The 19,647-nt window shown below is 72.7% G+C and carries 16 protein-coding genes; 6 read left to right on the top strand and 10 right to left on the bottom strand.

What is annotated here, in order from left to right; translation table 11 throughout:
* Position 1 precedes the first annotated feature (1 nt).
* The 3 genes from AACH11_RS09910 to AACH11_RS09900 are packed head-to-tail and all read left to right on the top strand — an operon-like array spanning position 2 to position 4,669.
* Entirely contained in the window at positions 2–1,969 is a 1,968-nt protein-coding gene (locus tag AACH11_RS09910; protein ID WP_341374049.1) for a hypothetical protein, read from the top strand.
* Positions 1,966–2,787: a hypothetical protein gene (locus AACH11_RS09905; protein WP_341374048.1), complete on the top strand. Its 822-nt coding sequence runs from the start codon at positions 1,966–1,968 to the stop codon at positions 2,785–2,787. The genes AACH11_RS09910 and AACH11_RS09905 overlap by 4 nt, the downstream gene beginning before the upstream one ends.
* 13 nt (positions 2,788–2,800) lie before the next feature.
* Positions 2,801–4,669: an FHA domain-containing protein gene (locus AACH11_RS09900; protein ID WP_341374047.1), complete on the top strand. Its 1,869-nt coding sequence runs from the start codon at positions 2,801–2,803 to the stop codon at positions 4,667–4,669.
* A gap of 96 nt (positions 4,670–4,765) precedes the next feature.
* Here AACH11_RS09900 and AACH11_RS09895 read toward each other — a convergent pair whose 3' ends face one another.
* Positions 4,766–5,041, bottom strand: coding sequence for a hypothetical protein (locus AACH11_RS09895; protein ID WP_341374046.1), 276 nt, complete (start codon positions 5,039–5,041; stop codon positions 4,766–4,768).
* Between the two features lie 446 nt (positions 5,042–5,487).
* Here AACH11_RS09895 and AACH11_RS09890 point away from each other — a divergent pair, with 446 nt between their 5' ends.
* The 3 genes from AACH11_RS09890 (at position 5,488) to AACH11_RS09880 (ending at position 9,480) form a co-directional block, all read left to right on the top strand.
* Positions 5,488–7,551: a serine/threonine-protein kinase gene (locus AACH11_RS09890; protein WP_341374045.1), complete on the top strand. Its 2,064-nt coding sequence runs from the start codon at positions 5,488–5,490 to the stop codon at positions 7,549–7,551.
* Between the two features lie 344 nt (positions 7,552–7,895).
* On the top strand, positions 7,896–8,672 hold the full coding sequence (locus tag AACH11_RS09885; RefSeq protein WP_341374044.1) for an exodeoxyribonuclease III: 777 nt from the start codon (positions 7,896–7,898) through the stop codon (positions 8,670–8,672).
* Positions 8,673–8,793: 121 nt separating this feature from the next.
* Entirely contained in the window at positions 8,794–9,480 is a 687-nt protein-coding gene (locus tag AACH11_RS09880; RefSeq protein ID WP_341374043.1) for a hypothetical protein, read from the top strand.
* A gap of 86 nt (positions 9,481–9,566) precedes the next feature.
* Here AACH11_RS09880 and ntrC read toward each other — a convergent pair whose 3' ends face one another.
* From ntrC to AACH11_RS09835, 9 genes are all read right to left on the bottom strand, one after another.
* Entirely contained in the window at positions 9,567–11,141 is a 1,575-nt protein-coding gene (gene ntrC, locus AACH11_RS09875; RefSeq protein WP_341374042.1) for a nitrogen regulation protein NR(I), read from the bottom strand.
* Between the two features lie 83 nt (positions 11,142–11,224).
* Positions 11,225–12,337 (bottom strand): nitrogen regulation protein NR(II), encoded by a 1,113-nt coding sequence (glnL, locus tag AACH11_RS09870; protein ID WP_341374041.1) that lies wholly within the window; start codon positions 12,335–12,337, stop codon positions 11,225–11,227.
* Positions 12,334–12,891, bottom strand: a complete 558-nt coding sequence (locus AACH11_RS09865; RefSeq protein WP_341374040.1) for a hypothetical protein — start codon at positions 12,889–12,891, stop codon at positions 12,334–12,336. The genes glnL and AACH11_RS09865 overlap by 4 nt, the downstream gene beginning before the upstream one ends.
* A 168-nt stretch (positions 12,892–13,059) precedes the next feature.
* Positions 13,060–14,475 carry a type I glutamate--ammonia ligase gene (gene glnA, locus AACH11_RS09860; RefSeq protein WP_341374039.1) on the bottom strand — a complete coding sequence of 472 codons (1,416 nt, stop codon included), beginning with the start codon at positions 14,473–14,475 and terminating at the stop codon, positions 13,060–13,062.
* Between the two features lie 234 nt (positions 14,476–14,709).
* The gene (locus AACH11_RS09855; protein ID WP_341374038.1) at positions 14,710–15,534 is read right to left on the bottom strand and encodes a competence/damage-inducible protein A; all 825 of its coding nucleotides are present in this window, start codon (positions 15,532–15,534) and stop codon (positions 14,710–14,712) included.
* Positions 15,535–15,574: 40 nt separating this feature from the next.
* Positions 15,575–16,528 (bottom strand): EI24 domain-containing protein, encoded by a 954-nt coding sequence (locus AACH11_RS09850; RefSeq protein WP_341374037.1) that lies wholly within the window; start codon positions 16,526–16,528, stop codon positions 15,575–15,577.
* Between the two features lie 87 nt (positions 16,529–16,615).
* Complete coding sequence (locus tag AACH11_RS09845) at positions 16,616–17,569, bottom strand: sterol desaturase family protein (RefSeq protein ID WP_341374036.1); 954 nt, start codon at positions 17,567–17,569, stop codon at positions 16,616–16,618.
* A gap of 61 nt (positions 17,570–17,630) precedes the next feature.
* A complete protein-coding gene (locus AACH11_RS09840) occupies positions 17,631–18,464 on the bottom strand; it encodes a polysaccharide deacetylase family protein (RefSeq protein ID WP_341374035.1) in 834 nt (277 codons plus the stop codon).
* Positions 18,451–19,428 (bottom strand): YncE family protein, encoded by a 978-nt coding sequence (locus tag AACH11_RS09835; RefSeq protein WP_423228722.1) that lies wholly within the window; start codon positions 19,426–19,428, stop codon positions 18,451–18,453. Before AACH11_RS09835 ends, AACH11_RS09840 begins: the two co-directional genes overlap by 14 nt.
* Positions 19,429–19,647 lie beyond the last annotated feature (219 nt).

Below are 19,647 nucleotides of genomic sequence, written 5' to 3'. Positions count from 1 at the left end.
CATGTCGGACGCCCCGCCCCCCGACGCCCTCGACAGCCCGGCGCGCATCCTGGCCGAGCAGACGCTGCGCCAGTGGCCGTCGCTGCAGCAACGGCTCGGCACGCGCCAGAACGAGTTCCTGCAGTCGGCCCTCGCGCAGTGCGCACGCCATCGCCTGCTCGACGACGAGACGGCCACGCTGCGCTTCCTGACCTTGTGCTGCGCGCTGGGCACCGATGTCGTCGAGCAACCCGGCCACGAGCCCTTGGCCGAGCTGCTGGCCGACCCTCGACTGCGCGCGGCCGAGCGGGTGCACCAGGTGATGCGCCACTGCGTCGGCCTGCTGCAGCAACAGGGCGGCAGCACCGACGCCCGGCTGCTGCTGCAGCGCGAGGCCGGCGCCCTCGACTGGCTGGCCCAGCGGCGCCGCGCCCACGACGCCGACGCCGCACCGCTGGCACGCAGCAGCTGTGACCTGGACGCGCTGACGCTGCGCCGCGCCCCGACCGCCTCCCGCGCCGAGTACCGGCTGCAGGAGGGCCGCTGGGCCCGGCTGCCGGTGGCCGATCTGTCCCTGCCGGTGCACGTGGACCGCCACCACCGCGCGCCTCGCCAGGTGCATCTGCTGGGCGCGGTCCCCGGTGTCGAGGGCCCCGACGGCACCCCGATCGCCCCGGGCTGGCTGGACCGCAGCCGGCCGGAGCCGGTGCGGCTGCAGCTGCGGCTGGGCTGGCATGGTGGCTGCGCCGAACACCCGCGCGTCGAATGGACCGGCGAGCACGGCGTGCAGCGCTGGCAGGGCCGCGAAGTCCAGCAGCTGGACTGGGCGCTGCCCGCACGGGACGCCCCGGCAGCCGCCGACGGGCTGCAGACCCGCCTGCTGCACGAGGTCCCGCCGACGATCAGCCAGCTGCGCATCGACGGCTGCGGCCTGCGCGACGAAGGCCCGTCGCTGGGCCGCCAGGCGCTGCACCTGCATGTGCATCCGGCCACCCAGTGGCTGTTCGCGCTGCAGCACCAGGCCGTGCGCGAAATCCAGCTGCCGGCCGGCGGCAACCGTGCCGCCCAGGCCGAGGCCCGGACAGCCGCGGCCCGCGCGCGCAGTGCGGGTGCGGGTGCGGCCTCGCCGATCACCGACATCGACGGCCGCGGCACGCTGCCACCGGTGCTGCACGACGCGCTGGACGACGGCACGGCCACCCTGTCGGACGCCTTGCGCCACGAGCGCCACAGCCCGGCGCTGCACATGCTGCGGCGCTGGCCGCAGCCCCAGGCCGAGGCGCCGACGACCGCGAGCCTGTGCCTGCTCGAACGCGACGGCCAGATGCTGCCGACCCAGGCCTGGGTGCAGGCCTTCGACCAGGCCTTGCCGCAGGCCATGCAGGCCGGGCTGCAGCTGCTGTGGCAATCCTGGCAGAGCCAGGGCGCCCGCCAGGCCTCGCTGCGCTGCCGGCACCGTCTGCTGCAGGGGCGCCAGGTGATGGCCTGGGGCTGGCGGGAGTCGCCGGCCGGCAACACCACCCCGCCGCTGCTGCGCTGCCACGGCGAATTCGACATCGGCTGTGAAATGGCCCTGCAGCTGCAGGGCGAGGTCGCCCACGGCGGCGGCGCGCGCAGCGTGGCGATGCTGCAGGTCGAAGGCCGCAGCCTGCTGCGAGAGACCATCCTGCGCGACCGCGACAGCCCCGACCACACCACGCTGGCGCAACGCCTGTCGCTGCGCTGGCGCTGGCCGTGGCGGCTGCAGCTGTGGCCGCTGGCCCAGGCCGGCGGCATGCTGGCCGGCAGCCACGCGCCGCTGGAAGGCGCGCTGCGGGGCGCCGCAGGCCTGCGTCCGCGGCGCCAGGGTGGCGGCTGGGAATGGTTCGTCCACCTCGAATGCGACGCGCTCTCGGCCCGCGTGCGCCTGCAGGACCCCCTGCTGGGCTGGAGCGAGGAGACCCTGCCTCTGCTGCCCGCGCAGACCCTGCTGGACTGGAGCGTCGGATGATGGAACGCCTGGTGATGCTGCGTCTGCAGGCCGACGGCTGCCGGGCCGAGGTCTGGCTCAACGACATCCCGGTGGCCAGCAGCGTGACCCAGACCGGCGCGCTGATGGTGCCGGTGCACGAATACCTGCTTCCGGGCGACAACCGGCTGCAGCTGGTGGTCTCGCCGGCTGAACACCGGCTGCCGGGGCCGGTCGGCACGTCGGGTGGCCCGGGGGGCCCGCGCCTGCTGGGCCAGCCCGCGCGCGCCCGGGTCCGCCTGATGCTGCCGCGCCTGGGCCAGCCCGGCCACGAGGCCCATGCCCGCACGCTGACCGAGATACAGCTCGAACTCGATCCCGAGGCCGACACCGGCGAGTCCCGCGTCGAGGAGCGCGTGGTCCCGGTGCCCGCCCACTGGCCGCGCTGGCGCTGGCAGGAACTGCCGCCGATCCGCTCGGTCGAGGACGTCCGGCCCTTGATCACCCGCTTCGTGCGCCTGGTCGGCACCGCGCTGGCCCAGGGGGACGTGGACGGCCTGCTGCAGGCCTCGCAACTGCGGCTGGAGGACGTGGCCCAGGCCTACGGGCAGTCGACCGCCGATCTGGCGCAGCGCTGGCGCCAGCGCCTGGTGCAACTGCAGCAGCAAGGCGCGCTGCGCCTGGCGCTGCCGCAGGGCCGGGACATCGTGCTGCGCCCCTGCGGTGGCGGTCGTCTGGTGCAATGCGACGGCGACGATGGCCTGCCGGTGCTGCGCAGCCAGCCCGATGCCGAAGGCCACCGTGTGTACTGGCCCCTGCGCATCGCCGTGCTGCGGGGCCACTGTCATGTGATGCGTTGAAGAACAGGACACCATGCGTGCCGATCCCGCCCACGAACTCGCGCCCCAGCCCGGTCCGCCAGCCCCGGTCGTCCCCGCGGCCCAGGGCCCGGCCACGCACGCCGGCAGCCTGACGGTCTCGGTGGTGCAGCGCGGGGGACGGCCGATGAGCGGCGTCAGCGCGCGCTTTCCGCTCGACGGCGGCTCGATCGGCCGCGCGGACCACAACCGGCTGGTGCTGGTCGACATGGAGCGCACCATCTCCCGCGTGCACGCCCGGCTCTTCCCGACCGACGGCCACTGGATGCTGCACAACCAGGGCAGCAATTCGGTGCGGATCAACGGCCGGCTGCTGACCGCCGGACGCGAACTGCGGCTGCGCGACGGCGACACGCTGCAGATCGGGCCCTACCTGCTGCGCGCACGGATCGACGCCCTGCCCGGCACCCGCCCGCCGCACGCACGCGGCGGCGATGACGCGCCCACCACCGTCAAGGTCGACCACCGCGGCCAGGCCCAGACCCTGCCCGGCAGCCCGGCGCCGACGCCGATGGCGACGGACACCGGCGACGAGACGGTGATCCGGCCGATTCCAGGGACCGCCGCGCTGCCGGCGACCGGCGGACGCCCATCGGTCGCCGCCTCGCGCGAGGCGGTGCCCCTCGCCACCGGCGGGACCGGCCTGCCGGCGGCTGCGCCCCCCGCGGCGGCCGCGAGCGCTGACGCGCCCCGGGGTACCGCGACCGGCACCACACCCGGCACCACGACATCCGGCACCGCGCCCACGACGCCCGCCGCCGCGACATCCGGCGCCACACCCGGTACGCCACTCGGCACGACCCCTGGCGCTGCTGCCCAGGCCGTGGCCATGGCCGCCGCGCTGGACCGGGCGACGCTGGCCCCGCCGACGGCCGACAGCGGCGCCATCGTGAGCCGTGCGCCCGCTGCAACCGCTGCAACCGCTGCACCCGCTGCAACCGCTGCGGCCGCGCCGCCGCCGGCCCCCCCCGCCGCCCCGGCTGCGGGCGGACGGCTCGCCGCCTTCCGGCGCCTGGCGCAATTCGCACTGGCCCCCTCGGCCCGCGAGGCACTGGACAGCACGCAGGCCTTGCCGACCGAGCTGCCGACCGCCTCCCGGCTGGATGCGGAAGCCGCTGCCGTGCGGTCGGCAGCGGGCGGGAACCCGCGCGCCGGCAGCCTGCGCGCCGGCACCTCGACCAGTGCGCTCGGCGGCCCGATGTCGGGCGCCGTGATCGCACCGCGGCCCTCGGCCCACCGCGACGGACGGCCCCCAGCGGCAGCGGCCCCGTCGACAGCGGCAGCGGCCCCCTCGCCCTTGACCCCGCCCCCCGCCGCCAGGATCCCTGCGGCCACGGCGGCCGATGCGGGTCCGGCCGGAACCACCGGCCCCGGCACCCCCGCGGCCCCGCGCGGGACGGAGCGCCCGTCGACCACCGACGCATCGCCCCCGCCCGATGCCACACCGGCGGCCGAGCCGGCCTTCGCCCACACCGCACCCACGGACGACACGGACGACACGGACAACGCCCCCCTCGCCACGCCCCCGACCGCGATCCAGACCACGCGCGGCGTCGGAACCGGAACGGCCGCCCCCGATGCGCCAGAGGATGCCCCCGCCCTGGGCTGGTTCCCCGGGCGTCAGGATGAAACCGGGCTGGAGCTGGCGGCCCAGGCCCTGGACGAGGCGCTCGGCGCCGCGCTGCAGGCCGTCTGGAGGATCACCGGCACGCCACCGACCGACGGCGGCGAGCAGGCGCTGGCGCTGGCCCGCGAGACCTTCGCCCGCACCCTGGAAGCCCGCGCCGCCGGGCTGCAGCCGCCGGCCGACATCGACGCCCACATCGACGCCGAGCCCCGGCCCGCGCCGACCTTGCCGGCCTGATCACCGGGGCCGCCGGGACCACCGGGCCCGCGCACCCTGCGCAGCCCCTTTGCTGCCCTTTTCAGCCCCGCGGCAGGCCACGGCGGAGCGTCCGGCTCAGCCGCCGTCGGCCGGCGGCCCCTCGCGCAGGCGCAGCGCCAACATGCGCAGCCGCAAGCGACGGAAGCGGCGCCACAGCAGCAGGCGCTCGATGAAGCCCAGCTGCCGTGGCGTGCCGGCCGCCGCATAACCATCGAACCCCAGCGCGCCGCTGCCGACCCAGTAGACCCGGCCCGTCGGGCGGTGGCTCAGCTGGCGACGGGACAAGGTCCACTGGCTGGGATCCTCGAGCGCCCGGGCCAGCTCCCGACCGGCCCGCGAGTAGACGAACATCGGTACTTCCTCAGGTGGTGTGCACCGGGTCGTCCGCACCGGTGGCCGCCCGGCCGCCGGCCGGCGACGTCATTTTCGGCCGCCATCCAGAAGCCCGGCCCCGCGTCCGCGCCGCCGAAATGCAAGCAGATGTATCCGTTCGCCTGCACCCTGCACCCTGCACCCTGCACCCGGTGCACTCGCGGACGCATCCCCCACACAGGCGACGCGCGAGCCGCCCGGCACGCCGTCCGCCACCGGTCCGACACGCGCGAACGCGGGCCCATCGATGACAATCGCCGGCGGTCCGTGCCTGGGTGCCCGGGTTGCCGGATGCCGCTGCACGGCGGCGACCCGCATCCCGCCAGACCGCGCCGCAGCGGCCGGACCGCGCCGTCCAGCCATCCGCCGGCGCCGCCCTCACCGTCGGCCCCTCCCGCCGGCCCCAGGCCTGCCGCCCGCCGTCCATGTCCGCGACTGATCCGCCCGCATCCCGCCCCGCGCCGATCGACGACGGCACCAGCCTGCCGATGCCCTCGCGTCTGGCCGAGTTCGACCTGCAGCGGGTGCTGGGCATTGGCGGATTCGGCATCGTCTATCTGGCCCACGACACCTCGCTCGACCGCCAGGTCGCGATCAAGGAGTACATGCCGGCGGCGCTCGCCTCACGGCGCGGCACGACCGAGGTCGTGGTGCGCAGCGAGCGCCACCGCGAGACCTTCGACGCCGGCCTCAGGAGCTTCGTCAACGAGGCACGGCTGCTGGCCCAGTTCGATCACCCGGCACTGGTCCGGGTCTTCCGTTTCTGGGAGGCGCACGGCACCGCCTACATGGTGATGCCCTTCATCGAAGGCATGACGCTGAAGGACCGGCTGCGCGCCCTGCCCGCCCCGCCTGACGAGGACTGGCTGCGCGCACTGCTGGACCCGCTGACCGAGGCGTTGCAGGTGCTGCATGCCCGCCAGTGCTACCACCGCGACATCGCGCCGGACAACATCATCCTGCTGGCGGACAGTGGGCGGCCGCTGCTGCTGGATTTCGGCGCCGCACGCCAGGTGATCGGCGACATGACACAGGCCCTGACGGTCATCCTCAAGCCGGGATACGCGCCGCTGGAGCAGTACGCCGAAGTCCCGCAGATGCGCCAGGGGCCCTGGACGGACGTCTATGCGCTGGCCGCCGTCGTCTACCACGCGATCAGCGGACGCACGCCGCCGGTGGCCGTCGCCCGCGTGATGGCGGACAGCTGCACGCCGTTGGCCGAGCTGGCCGCCGGCCGCTACGACGCCGGATTCCTGCAGGCGATCGACCGCGCGCTGGCGGTGCGGCCGGACCACCGCACGCCTGACATCGCGACCCTGCGGGCCGAGCTCGGCCTGCCCGCGCGGCCATCGGCGGACGCCGGGGCGGCACGGCGCCTGCGGGCCGACACCCCCACGACGGTGCCGGACGCCGACCGTGCGGCCCTGTCCTGGCCGGCGACGGTGTCGGCCACGGCCACGGCCGCGGCAATCACGATGGCGACGGCAAGCGCCACCGCCGCCACGCCCGCGACGGACACCAGCGGGCCGATCGCCTTCGCTCCGACCGCCGTCTGGCCGCGGCCCCACGACGACGGGCCGACCGAGCCTCGGCCCCCGGCGACCGAGCCTCCGCTCGACCGGCCGGTGGCCGGCGTGCGCCGCACCGCGTGGATCCTCGGCGGGGCCGGGCTGCTGGCGGTGGTCGGCACCGGCCTGTGGCTGGGCGACCGCGCCGGCGGGGCGGCAGGCCTTGGTGCGGGCACCGTCGCGTCGGCGTCGGCGTCGCCGGCTTCAGGCCTGGCCCCGACCTCGACCTCGACCTCGACCTCGACCTCGACCCCGGCTCCGGCTCCGGCTTCGGCTTCGGCTTCGGCTTCAGTTTCAGCGCCCCCGGACACCAGGCCGCGATCCGACACGCCATCCGCGGCCGCCACGAAAACCGCGGCACCGCCCACACCCGCCATCGACCCACCGTCCACCGCCACGCCCTTCGACCCGGCGCAGGCCTTCGCGCAGGTCCAGGCGGGCGCACGGGAAGACTGGCGGCTGCAGATCACCCCACCGACGCAGGCCCTGAGCATTGCCCGCGGCGACCGCCTGCGCTTCACGCTGCGCAGCGCGCGTGACGGGTACTACCACGTGCTGATGCGGGACGCCGATGGCTCGCTGGCCCTGGTGCTGCCCAACAGCCGCGCCCGCGGGCACCGCATCCGTGCCGGGCAGGTGATGGCGCTGCCCCCCGCCAGCTCGCCACTGGAAGCGGGCGAGCCCACGGGCACGGCCGACATCCTGGTGCTGGTCAGCACGCTGCCGCGGGACTACGAGGCCCTCGGTGGCCGCCGGGTGTCCAGCTTCTGGCAGCTGCCGGACGCCACCACGCTCGCCGGACTGGCCGCGCGACACGATCCGGGCCTGGGCCCGCTGCTGAGCGCGAGGCCCGCGGACTGTGCCGACGCACGCTGCAGCGACTACGGTGCCGCCCGCTTCACGCTGAAGGTTGTCCGATGACCAAGGTCAGCCCGGGCCCGACACCGGGCGCCTGAGCCCGCCGATCGGCGGCTGTACACCACGGGAACCGCCGCACAGGGCATCCGACACCACCGGATGCCGCCCGCCTCCGCTCGGCATTCGAGCGGCGACATCTTGTTGCTCGACATCCGTCAACAGACATCCCACAAGGGATGTCCGATATCACGCCGCCTCCGTCTGGGTCACGGACACCCGATCCGGATCGACCCGCGACAGCCGCAGGCCCCACACCGCCGTCCGCGCGCCCAGGCGCTTACCATCGCCGCCCACGGCCCACGCCAGGCGTGTGCTGCCGACCGATCGCCCTGCCCTGCTCCCTGCCCATGAAACTGGCCACCTGGAACGTCAACTCCCTGAACGTCCGCCTGCCCCATCTGCTGGACTGGCTCGGCCAGCAGCAGCCCGACGTGCTGGTGCTGCAGGAAACCAAGCTGACCGACGACAAGTTCCCGGCCGAGGCCTTGCGCGAGGCCGGCTGGCATGCACGCTGGTTCGGCCAGCGCACCTACAACGGCGTGGCCCTGCTCAGCCGCAGCGCGGACATCGATGACGTGACGCTGAACCTGCCGGGCTTCGAGGATGCGCAGGCCCGCGTGATCGCCGCCACGGTCGGCGGCGTGCGCGTGATCGGCGCCTATTTCCCGAACGGCCAGGCGCCGGACAGTGACAAGTTCGTCTACAAGATGGCCTGGCTGGACGCGCTGCAGCGCAGCGTGGCCGAGGCGCTGAGCCGCTGGCCGCGCCTGGTCCTGATGGGCGACTTCAACATCGCGCCCGAGGACCGTGATGTGCATGACCCGGCCGCCTGGGCCGGCCAGATCCATTGCACGCCACAGGAGCGGGCACATTTCGCCGCCCTGCTCGACCACGGGCTGCATGACGCCTACCGGCTGTTCGAGCAGCCCGATCGCACCTTCAGCTGGTGGGACTACCGCAACCTGGGTTTCCGCAAGAACCAGGGACTGCGCATCGACCACATCCTGGTCAGCGAGGCCCTGCGGCCGCAGGTGCGCGCCTGCGGCATCGACAAGGCGCCCCGCCGGCTGGAGCGGCCCAGCGACCATGCGCCGGTCTGGGTCGAACTGGAGCCGCTCCTCTGAAACGTTACAGCACCGGACGCCGGCCGGCAGGCGGGTATGGCAACATCACCCGCGACATGCGCGCCGGTGGCCCGCGGGCCGATCCGCCCGGCGCCACCCGGCACCGACTGGAGGACACCCCGTGAACGACGATGGTTCGACCCGCGTCGGCGCGCGAACGACGACCGTGCATCTGACCGCCCGTCGACCGGCCGCGCCCGGCGGCCTGGCGGCCCGACTGACGCAGTGGCTGCGCCAGGCCCTGGCGCGCCTGCGCGGCCGCCCACGCGGCTCGGACGAGCTCACCACCCAACTGCCCCCCACCCGCGGCCATGCGCTGCGCGATGCGCACCGCCTGCTGCGCCGACGCCTGCGTCAGCACCCGGCGCTGCGGACCATGCTGCCGCACCTGGCGGTGATCGAACGCAAGCTGGCCCGGCGCGGATCGCGCGCCCTGCGGGACCTGCCCCTGCCGGTGCTGCAGCGCGGCCTGCAGCAGCTGGCCATGCTGCAACGCGAGGACGAACCGCCACTGGAAACCCTGCAGCTGCGCGTGTTGCGCCTGCGCCTGATCGAAGCGATCGAGACCCGCCAACGGCACGGCGAGCCGCTGGTGCTGCCACCTCGGCCGCACCTGCATCTGGCGGGCGACCCCAGCTCGGCCTGGGACGACGGCAGCGCCGACGACGAGCACGCCAGCAGCGACCTGGACACCGCCGCCTTCGAGGATCCGGATGCCCGCCGGCCACGGGCCCCTGCACACCCCTCTCACGCGTCGATGGCCGACGGCGATCCCGCCGAGCGCCCCATCGGCCGCCTGCGCGCCTGAGCGGCGCGGACCGACGCGCCGCACGGACGCCGCCGCATCGGGTGGCAGCCCGCACGGCGGCCGCGTCCGGCCTCGCCTCCCGGCGCTCAGTCGTCCAGACCGAGCTCCTGGATCTTGCGCGTGATCGTGTTGCGACCGATGCCGAGCTTGTGCGCCGCCTCGATGCGGCGCCCGCGCGTCAGCTCGAGGGCGGTGTGGATCAGTTGCCCCTCGAACTGTCGGGTCAGCGTGTCCCAGACCTGCGGATCACCGCTTTCCAGCAGACGGCGGGCCTCTCGCTGCAGATCGTCCAGCCAGCCCCCGCCGGCCAGCCCCGGGGCGCCCGGCATCCCGCCTGCGACAGGCGTCGCACCCGCACCGATCGGCGCATACCCGTTGGCCGCACCATGGCCCGACAGGCCCGCCGGCGCCGCCAACTCACCGAAACCCGAGCTCGGCGCGCTGGACAGACCATCGCCGGCCGGTACGCTGGCGGCCAGCGCCACGGGCGCGGCCGGCGGACGCACCTCGCTCCCCATCAGCTCGGGCGGCAGATCCTTGGGCTCGATGACCTGGGCCGGCGCCATCACCGTCAGCCAGTGGCAGACGTTCTCCAGCTGGCGCACATTGCCCGGGAAGTCGAAGGCCATCAGGCGTTCGAGGGCCGCCTCGGTGATGCGCTTGGCCTCGACGCCGAGCTCCTTGGCCGACTTGGCCAGGAAGAAGCGGGTCAGCGCCGGCACGTCCTCGCGCCGCTCGCGCAGCGCAGGCAGGCGCAGCCGGATCACGTTCAGGCGGTGGAACAAGTCCTCGCGGAAGGCGCCCTCGCGCACCCGCTGCTCCAGGTTCTGGTGGGTGGCCGCGATGACCCGGACATTGGCCTTGAGCGGCTGGTGGCCGCCGACGCGGTAGAACTGGCCGTCCGACAGCACGCGCAGCAGGCGCGTCTGCAGATCGAAGGGCATGTCGCCGATCTCGTCGAGGAACAGCGTGCCGCCGTCGGCCTGCTCGAAGCGGCCGCGGCGCGTGGTCTGCGCGCCGGTGAAGGCCCCGCGCTCATGACCGAACAGCTCGGACTCCAGCAGGTCCTTCGGGATCGCCGCGGTGTTGATCGCGATGAAGGGCCCGGCCCCGCGCGGGCTGTGCTTGTGCAGCGCGCGCGCCACCAGCTCCTTGCCGGCGCCGGACTCGCCGGTGATCAGCACCGTGACGTTGCTCTGGCTGAGGCGGCCGATGGCGCGGAAGACGTCCTGCATCGCCGGCGCCTGGCCCAGCATCTCGGGCATCTCGGCCTGACCCAGATCCCGGACCTCCTCGCGCACGCTCTCGTCGACCGCACGGCGGATCAGCTCGACCGCCCGCGGCAGGTCGAAGGGCTTGGGCAGGTACTCGAAGGCGCCGCCCTGGAAGGCGGAGACCGCGCTGTCCAGGTCCGAGTAGGCCGTCATGATGATGACGGGCAGCCCGGGATGCTTCTGCTTGACCTTGGCCAGCAGGTCGATGCCCGAGCCACCCGGCATGCGGATGTCGCTGACCAGGACCTGGGGCTCGTCGTCCTCCAGCGCCACGAGCACGTCGCGCGGGTTGGCGAAGCTGCGCGTGGCGAACTGCTCGCGCGCCAGCGCCTTCTCGAGCACGAAGCGGATGGATTGATCGTCGTCTACGATCCAGATGGGTTTCATGCGGCGATGGACTTCAGGTCCTGGAACGTCGCACCGGAGCCCTCCGACCGCGGACGACCCTCAGGTCGTGGCGCGGCGGCGGCTCAGGGCAACGGGATGACGATGCGGAAAACCGTGCGGCCCGGCTGGCTGTCGCATTCGATCATCCCCTGGTGCTGTTGCACGAAGGTCTGCGCGAGCGTCAGCCCGAGGCCGGAGCCGCCCTCCCGCCCCGATACCAGCGGGTAGAAGATGCGGTCCCGGATGTCCTCGGGGATGCCGGGTCCGTTGTCCTCGATATGCAATTCGAGTGCCAGCCGATAACGCTGCTTGCCGATGGTCACCTGGCGCGAGACGCGGGTGCGCATCACGATGCAGGCCTGGGCTTCGGCGATCTGCTGCTGCAGCGCGTGGGCGGCGTTGTGGGCGATGTTGAGCACGGCCTGGATCAGCTGCTCGCCGTCGCCACGGAAATCGGGAATCGAGATGTCGTAGTCCCGCTGCACCGTCAGCCCGCGCGGGAACTCGGCCAGGATCAGCGAGCGCACCCGCTCGCAGACCTCGTGGATGTTGACGTCACCGACCACGTGCGGGCGACGGTGCGGCGCCAGCAAGCGGTCGACGAGGGCCTGCAGCCGGTCGGCCTCGTGGATGATGACCTGGGTGTACTCGGTCAGCTCGCGCGAGCTGACCTCCATGGCCAGCAGCTGCGCCGCGCCGCGGATGCCACCCAGCGGGTTCTTGATCTCGTGGGCCAGGTTGCGGATCAGCTCCTTGTTGGCCTGCACCTGGCCCAGCGCCCGCTCCTCGCGGTCCTGACGCGTCTGCTGCTCGATCTCCAGCAGCTCGACCAGCACGCGGTCGTTCGCATGGTCGATCTGGTTGACGATCATGTGGACCGGCAGCGTCTCGTGGGCGGCCACCGGCGCGCGGCGCATCGTGGCGTCGAAGCGGCCGGTGGCGATCTCGTTGCGGCAGACCGCGGCCACCGTCTCGCTCAGCGCCCGGGTGTCGACGAACCAGTCGTAGAAGCTCGAGCGCATCAGCGTGCGCCGCGACAGCCCGGCCACCGTCTCGAACATCGCGTTGACGAACAGCAGCTGGCCGTCGGCGCCGACGATGGCGACCATGGTCGCCAGCATGTCCAGTGCCTCGTGACGCAGCCGCTCCTGGCGGCTGTCGGTGCCCGCCGCGCGGGTGGAGGTCCGTACGCTCATGATCCCAGCTTGGCGATTTCGCGGCGGATGGCCGCGATGTCGGATTCAGCGCGGGTGATGCTCGCCTTCATGGCGGCCACCCGGTCGAGATAGGTCTGGTAGTTGCGCTCCTCACCGCGCCGCTCCGGCTGGCCGTTGTTGTAGTCCTTCTGCAACTGGGCCAGGCGGGCCTCCTCGCGCTGCAACTCGGACTGCAGGATCTGGCGCGCATCGGCATCGCGCTGGCGCTGGGTCTGCTGGTCGACGCGCGCATCGGGCACGCCACCGCGGCCACCGGAGGCCGAGGGCGTGGCCGGCGCGCTCCCGCCACCTGCCGCGACCAGCGGCGGCCGCCGGGGCGACTGCACGATGGTGATGGGCGCGCCCTCGATCGTGCGGCAGCCCTTGGCACGGGCCTCGTCGGGGCTGAGCGCGTCGGTGTAGAGCACCGGCGGGCCGGGACAGCGGAAGACCTCGCCTTGGGCCGAGGCCGGGACGGCCAGCAGCCACGCCAGCAGGCCGAAGGCCGTCGCCGGACGGCACAGGTTGCGGAGACAGGACGGCGGAAGGCTCATGCGGAACTGCGGGATCGATCGCCCCGGGGGGTTCGGGACTGGCACCGGTGCGGCGCCGATTGTGACCTGTCGGGACGAAAAAAAAGGCGGCCTTGCGGCCGCCTTCACGGGATACGGGCCACCGGCCGCGATGCACCGGACGGTGCACCGACGACCGGCCGGCGGGCATCACAGCGAGTAGTACATGTCGTATTCGACCGGGTGCACGGCCATGCGGAAGCGGGTCACTTCCTGCATCTTCAGGTCGATGTAGGCATCGATCCAGGCATCGGTGAACACGCCACCCTTGGTCAGGAACGCACGGTCCTTGTCCAGGTATTCCAGAGCCTGGTCCAGGCTGTGGCAGACGGTCGGGATCAGCTTGTCCTCTTCCGGCGGCAGGTGGTAGAGATCCTTCGTGGCGGCTTCGCCCGGGTGGATCTTGTTCTCGACACCGTCCAGACCGGCCATCAGCAGCGCGGCGAAGCACAGGTAGGGGTTGGCCGAGGGATCCGGGAAGCGGGCCTCGACGCGACGGCCCTTCGGGTTCGCGACGTACGGAATGCGGATCGAGGCCGAGCGGTTCTTGGCCGAGTAGGCCAGCTTCACCGGGGCTTCGAAGCCCGGCACCAGACGCTTGTAGCTGTTGGTGCCCGGGTTGGTGATGGCATTCAGCGCACGGGCGTGCTTGATGATGCCGCCGATGTAGTACAGCGCGAATTCCGACAGACCGGCGTAGCCGTCACCGGCGAACAGGTTCTTGCCGTCCTTCCAGACCGACTGGTGCACGTGCATGCCCGAGCCGTTGTCGCCGACGATGGGCTTCGGCATGAACGTCGCGGTCTTGCCGTAGGCGTGCGCGACGTTGTTGATGATGTACTTCTGGAGCTGGGTCCAGTCGGCACGTTCGACCAGCGAGCTGAACTTGCTGCCGATCTCCATCTGGCCGGCGTTGGCCACCTCATGGTGATGGACCTCGACCGGGATGCCCATCTGTTCCATGATCAGGCACATTTCCGAGCGCATGTCCTGGCCGCTGTCGACCGGAGGCACCGGGAAATAACCGCCCTTGACGGTCGGGCGATAGCCCTTGTTGCCGCCTTCGTAGGCCTTGCCGGTGTTCCAGGCGGCTTCTTCGGATTCGATCTCGAAGAAGGCACCGCTCATGTCGTTGCCCCAGCGCACGCCGTCGAAGACGAAGAACTCGGGCTCCGGGCCGAAGTAGGCGACATCGCCCAGGCCCGACGACTTCATGTAGGCCTCGGCACGCTTGGCCAGCGAGCGCGGATCGCGCTCGTAGGGCTTGCCGTCGGCCGGATCGATGACGTCGCAGGTCAGGATCAGCGTCGGCTCTTCGAAGAACGGATCGATGTTGGCCGTGCTCGGGTCCGGCATCAGCAGCATGTCGGAGGCTTCGATGCCCTTCCAACCGGCGATCGACGAACCGTCAAAAGCGTGGCCCGACGTGAACTTGTCTTCGTCAAAGGCGGAAATGGGCACGGAAACGTGCTGTTCCTTGCCGCGGGTGTCGGTGAAACGGAAGTCGACGAACTTGACTTCGTTTTCCTTCACCATCGACATCACGTCGGCGACGGTCTTGGCCATCAAGAATCTCCTAGCGGGACGCAGGTGGGGTAACTGGAATGAGGGGGGATGCGGACGCGGTCACCGAGCCCGGCAGGGCGCCGGGCGACCACGAACGCCCAACAATGTAGCAGAAACCATGCCTCGACCCGGCAGGCTCCCCGCTTCGGGGCTGAGGGTCCCTGGACGGCGCCGCGTGGCACGCAAGACCCACGCGACGCATCATTTTGGTGCGTTCTTTTGCACCAAGATGGATCAGCTGTCGCGCACCATTTCGGGGCCCATCGTGCAGGCCTGATGCTGCAGCCCCTCGATCAGACCGGGCCAGGCACAGGTCACGGCATCGGGCGGGCCCTTGAGGCCGAGCTCGATGTGGCGACCCCATTGCGGGTGGTCGACACTGGGCAGGCTGAACACGCGCACCGCCGGATGGGCGGCCTCCAGCGCCTCCATCAAGGGCGTCAGCGCCGACTCCATCGCGCCGATGACGATGACCGAGCGCTCGACCTGCCGGTCGCGGCCGTGCAGGCCGGCCAGCGGACCGTCGAGCACCGCCTCGATCATCGGATGGGCCATCACCGGAAAGCCGGGCACGAAGTACAGCCGGCCGACCTGGAAGCCCGGGATGCGGTTGTACGGGTTCTCGATCAGCGCGGCCCCGGCCGGAAAGCAGCCCATCTGCAGCCGCTGCACGTTGTCGGGCCGCTCGGGCTCGCAGGGCAGGCCCTGCTCCGCGGCGAGCTCCTGCATGCGCAGGCGGATGCGCTCGGCGGCCTGCGGATGCAGTTGCAGCGGCAGGTCGAAGGCCTCGGCCGCGGCCTGGCGGGTGTGGTCGTCCGGTGTGGCACCGATGCCACCGCAGGAGAACACGATGTCGCCGCTGGCATGGGCCTCGGCGATGGCCGCGCGGATCTGCGCCCGGTCATCGCCGAGGTAGCGCGCCCAGGACAGGGCCAGGCCGCGCGCGCGCAGCAGCTCGATCACCTTCGGCAGGTGCTTGTCCTGGCGTTTGCCGGACAGGATCTCGTCACCGATGACGAGCAGGCCGAAGCGGGAGGGGGCGGTCACGGGATCGGTCATGGGCGTCGTCCGGGGCGTCGCGCAAGGCGGTCAAGCGCGGTCAAGGGCGGGGATCGGAGGAGGCGCCGGGCGGCCGCGGCTCGGCAGAGCCCATCGGGGGCAGCACCCGTTCGAGCCAGGATGCGCCGGGCACCGGCGCGGTGGCCCCGGCGGCCGGGGTGATGTCGATGATCTCGCCGCGCGGGGCACTGTCGGCGGCCTGGCGCTCCCGCAAGGCCTGCAGCGCGGCCAGCAGGTAGTGGGTGAACCACAGCGAGCAGAACACGAACACCAGCATGTAGAGCCACAGCGACAGGCCGAGGAACAGCGGCGCCAGCGCCACCGTCAGCGCACCGGCGGCCCAGATCAGGGCCGGCGCCGCGCCCAGCCAGCCACAGGCCACGCCGATGGCCAGCAAGGGCCAGCGGTGTTCGCGCAGCAGGGTCTTGCGCTCCTGCGCGTCGGCATGCTCGGCCAGGGCGTCGAAGCCCATCACCCGGGCCGTCAGCCAGCCCCAGATCACCGGCGGCAGCAGCAGCGCCACCGGCGGCAACAGCCACAGCGGCAGGCTGAGCACCAGCGCACCGAGCGCCGCCACCGCGCACCCCAGCGACCAGGCCACGCTGCGCAGCGTCCCCGCGCCCTGCCGGGCCTGCAGCTGCGGGAAGCGCCGCTGCGCGACCAGCCGCACGATGGTCGGCGTCAGCATCCAGGCCACCAGCAGCACGCTGAGCACCACCACCAGCGGCACGGCCAGCAGCAGCACCAGCAGCGGCGCCAGCACCGGCCGCAGCGACAGGCCGGTGAAGCCCTCGATGCTGTCCAGGGCCGCGCCCACCGGCGCCCAGCCGTTGACCCCGGCATCGACCAGGCCCGTGGCCGGCACCCAGAACAGCCAGCCGGCCAGCGCCCCCAACGGCAGCGCCAGCAGCAGCGGCGCCAGCGACATCATCACCAGGCGCGGCATCAGGCTGTAGACCAGGGCGCGCCACCATGCATCGAACACGAGCTTCATGCCGTCCAGCATACGCGAGCACGCGACGCCGCCGCCCGTGCCGGGCCGCATCGCAGCGCCGCGTGCCGGCCGCCGGCCCAGCGCGGATCAGGCCCGGCCGAACAGCCGGGCCACGGCCCGCCACTGCAGCGACCAGAAGCCGCGGCCGTAGTCGCGGCCGGAGGCCTGGTCGCGGATGCCGGTCGGGAAATAGCCGGTGTCGAAACGGGCGGTGCCGAACAAGCGGTCCCAGACGGGGAACAGCACCGCGTAGTTGCAGCCGCCCAGACTGCCCTGCCCTTGCCGGCCCTCATGGCCGAGACCGACCGCATGGTGCAGCCGGTGGTAGTGCGGACTGACCAGCCAGTGGCGCAGCGGACCGAAGTCCAGCCGCACGTTCGCGTGCGACAGGCTCTCGATGAGCTGCGTCAGCGCGGTCAGGGCCAGGAAGTGGCCGGGTGGCACACCGATCAGCAGCGCCAGGCCGGCGAAAGCCACGTCACGCAGCACGTCGTCGGCCAGGTGGTTGCGCGGATCGCTCCACTGCGTCATCTGGCGCTGGCTGTGGTGGACCGCGTGCAGCGCCCACCACCAGCGCCAGCGGTGCTGGCCCCGGTGCAGCAGGTAGTCGACGAAATCGAACACCAGCAGATAGAGCAGGAAGCTCAGCAGCGGGCGCTCGGCCACGCCGGGCAGCCACTGGTCGATGTGGACGCTCGGCAGGCCCTGGATGCGCAGCCAGCCGGCGGCCTGCTGCACCCAGGGCTCGACGCCGAAGAACAGCAGCACGCGCACTGCGCCCAGCCGGTGCAGCAAGGTGAACAGGATGTCGGTGCGCACCGCCGCGCGGTCGGTCACCGGCTCGACCGGGCGCCAGCGCTCCAGCGCACGCCACAGCGTCAGCATCACCGCCAGCTGCAGCAGGCCCATCAGCAGCCAGCCGGCGCCGTCATAGGCGTCCTCCAGCAGATTGCCCAGGCCGGCATCGAAGAGGACGGGCTGCATCAGCCGCTCGAAGACGAACAGGCGGACGGTGTCGAAGAGTTGGCTCAGCTCATTCATCGGAGGTCGGGGACGAGGCGTGCGGGTGCGTTCCGGCGCCGGTCGGCAGGGCCGTGGTGGTTCAGCCCAGCACCACCGGCCGTGCCGCACGGGCGGCAAAGCGGGGATGCTGCTGCAGCGTGGCGAAGCACAGGCCGCGGGCCTTCAGGCCCTGGATCAGCGGCGCGAAGACCTCGGGCGCCCACGGCGGTTGGCGCGACCAGATGCCGAGATGGGCCAGCAGGATGTCGCCCGGCCGCACCCGGGCCAGCGCCCGTTCCAGCAGCGCCGCATTGCCGGCCTGGGCGGTGGACAGCTCGTCACCGAGGAAGCCGGCCGGCGTCCAGTCCACGTGCTGCCAGCCACCGCGTGCGGCGGCCTGTTCGAGGGCCGGCGACAGGCGGCCGCCCGGGGCGCGGAACAAGGGCACCATCACCGGCCGGCCGGCGATCTCGGCCAGGCGGCGCGCCGGCCGTGCCAGCTCGGCGCAGTAGGCCGTGCCGTCCAGGCTCAGGCGCTGGCCCTGGCGCTCGCCCTGCTCGGGCTGGACGACGAAGCGGCCCTCGGGCAGATCGCGCCGCCAGCGGGCATGGTCCCAGGTGTGGGAGCCGAACAGATGGCCCTCGGCCACCCGCTCGCGCCACCAGGGGGCCCAGCGCGCGTCCAGGCTGTGGCCGCCGTCGAGGGTGCGCTCGGCGGCGAGGAAGAAGGTGGCCGGCACCTGCTCGTGCGCCAGCGTGCGGCCGATCAGCTCGGCCACGCCCATGTGGCCGGTGTCCAGCGTCAGGTAGACGGGGGTGGCGCAGCGGCCGGCGGCCGGGCTCGTCGCCGCGGCGGCCGGCCGCCACAGCGACAGCGCGCCGGAGCCCGCGGCGGCCAGCCACGCCAGCGCGCGGCGGCGCTCAGCGCGGCGCATGGTCCAGCGTCCAGACCCCGTGCGGCGAACGACCGACCGGCACCTGGCGCACGATCTGCTGCGTCTGCAGATCGACCACCGACATCTTGCGCGCCCAGCGCGAGCTCACCAGCAGGGTGCGGCCGTCGGCCAGCAGGTCCATGCAGTCCGGGCCGTTGCCGCCGGGCAGCGTCTTGACCACCTTCAGCGTCTGCATGTCGATCTGGCTGATGGTGTTGGCCACCCGGTTGCTGACGAACAGGTGGCGCCGGTCCCCCATCGCGCGGAAGGCGTGGGCGGCCTCGCCGGTCTCGATGCGCTGGATCAGCCGGGGCTGCGCCCCCGCCACATCCCAGACCTCGACGAAGCGGTCGCCGGTCAGGCCGACGAACAGGCGCTTGTCATCGGGGGCCAGGTAGACGTCGGCCGGCAGCTTGCCGACCGGGATCTTCCAGCGCGGCTGCTGGGTGGCCAGATCGATGGCGATCAGCTCGCTGCTGTCCTGCAGGCTGACGTAGGCCACCGTGCTGCGGCTGTCGATCGTGATGTGGCTGGGCGTCTTCGGCGCCGGGATGCGCTTGGCCAGCTTCAGCGGCGCGGCGCTGTCCTGCGGCACCCAGCGGTAGATGTCGATGTGGTCGAGCCGGTTGGCCGCGGTGACGAACCACTTCATGTCCGGCGAGAAACGCAGCTGGTAGGGATCGACGATGCCGGTGAGCACGCGCTGGACCTGGGCGGTGACCGGATCGACGAAGGTCAGCGAGTCCGACAGCGCGTTGGCCACCAGCAGGCTCTTCTCGTCCGGCGTCAGGTACAGGTGGTGCGGTTCCTTGCCGGTCGGGATGCGGCGCAGCTCGGTGTAGCTGACCGGATCGATCACGCTGATGCTGTCGTCGAGCGAGTTCAGCACGAAGATCGGCCGCCGGGCCGCGGGCGCGACGGTGGCAACCGCCGGCGGCCGCAGCGCGGTCGTGGGCGCGGCCACCGCCACCCGGGCCGGTGCCGCGGCCGGCGCCACAGCCGCGGGCTGGGCGACGACCTGAGGGGCGGCGAGCACGGCCAGCCAGGCAGAAGCCAGCAGGCCCGCCCACGCGGCCGCCCCGCGACGGACGGGCCGGCCATGGAAGATGCCTCCCGAAGAGACCGCGGGCCTCACGACAGCGGAAGAAACGCAGGACAGCGGCAGGGCGGACGGCATCGGGAC

Source organism: Pseudaquabacterium rugosum, assembly GCF_038066575.1.
Taxonomy (GTDB): domain Bacteria; phylum Pseudomonadota; class Gammaproteobacteria; order Burkholderiales; family Burkholderiaceae_C; genus Pseudaquabacterium; species Pseudaquabacterium rugosum.
The sequence above is the reverse complement of the archived record's forward strand: the minus strand, read 5'-3'. Positions and strand labels throughout refer to the sequence as shown.

Coding starts and splice junctions, on each gene's coding strand:
- glnA (WP_341374039.1), bottom strand. CDS start 14,475: ATGGCCAAGACCGTCGCCGACGTGATGTCGATGGTGAAGGAAAACGAA.
- AACH11_RS09850 (WP_341374037.1), bottom strand. CDS start 16,528: ATGAAGCTCGTGTTCGATGCATGGTGGCGCGCCCTGGTCTACAGCCTG.
- AACH11_RS09855 (WP_341374038.1), bottom strand. CDS start 15,534: ATGACCGATCCCGTGACCGCCCCCTCCCGCTTCGGCCTGCTCGTCATC.
- AACH11_RS09890 (WP_341374045.1), top strand. CDS start 5,488: ATGTCCGCGACTGATCCGCCCGCATCCCGCCCCGCGCCGATCGACGAC.
- AACH11_RS09905 (WP_341374048.1), top strand. CDS start 1,966: ATGATGGAACGCCTGGTGATGCTGCGTCTGCAGGCCGACGGCTGCCGG.
- AACH11_RS09840 (WP_341374035.1), bottom strand. CDS start 18,464: ATGCGCCGCGCTGAGCGCCGCCGCGCGCTGGCGTGGCTGGCCGCCGCG.
- AACH11_RS09885 (WP_341374044.1), top strand. CDS start 7,896: ATGAAACTGGCCACCTGGAACGTCAACTCCCTGAACGTCCGCCTGCCC.
- AACH11_RS09900 (WP_341374047.1), top strand. CDS start 2,801: ATGCGTGCCGATCCCGCCCACGAACTCGCGCCCCAGCCCGGTCCGCCA.
- ntrC (WP_341374042.1), bottom strand. CDS start 11,141: ATGAAACCCATCTGGATCGTAGACGACGATCAATCCATCCGCTTCGTG.
- AACH11_RS09865 (WP_341374040.1), bottom strand. CDS start 12,891: ATGAGCCTTCCGCCGTCCTGTCTCCGCAACCTGTGCCGTCCGGCGACG.
- AACH11_RS09895 (WP_341374046.1), bottom strand. CDS start 5,041: ATGTTCGTCTACTCGCGGGCCGGTCGGGAGCTGGCCCGGGCGCTCGAG.
- AACH11_RS09845 (WP_341374036.1), bottom strand. CDS start 17,569: ATGAATGAGCTGAGCCAACTCTTCGACACCGTCCGCCTGTTCGTCTTC.
- AACH11_RS09910 (WP_341374049.1), top strand. CDS start 2: ATGTCGGACGCCCCGCCCCCCGACGCCCTCGACAGCCCGGCGCGCATC.
- glnL (WP_341374041.1), bottom strand. CDS start 12,337: ATGAGCGTACGGACCTCCACCCGCGCGGCGGGCACCGACAGCCGCCAG.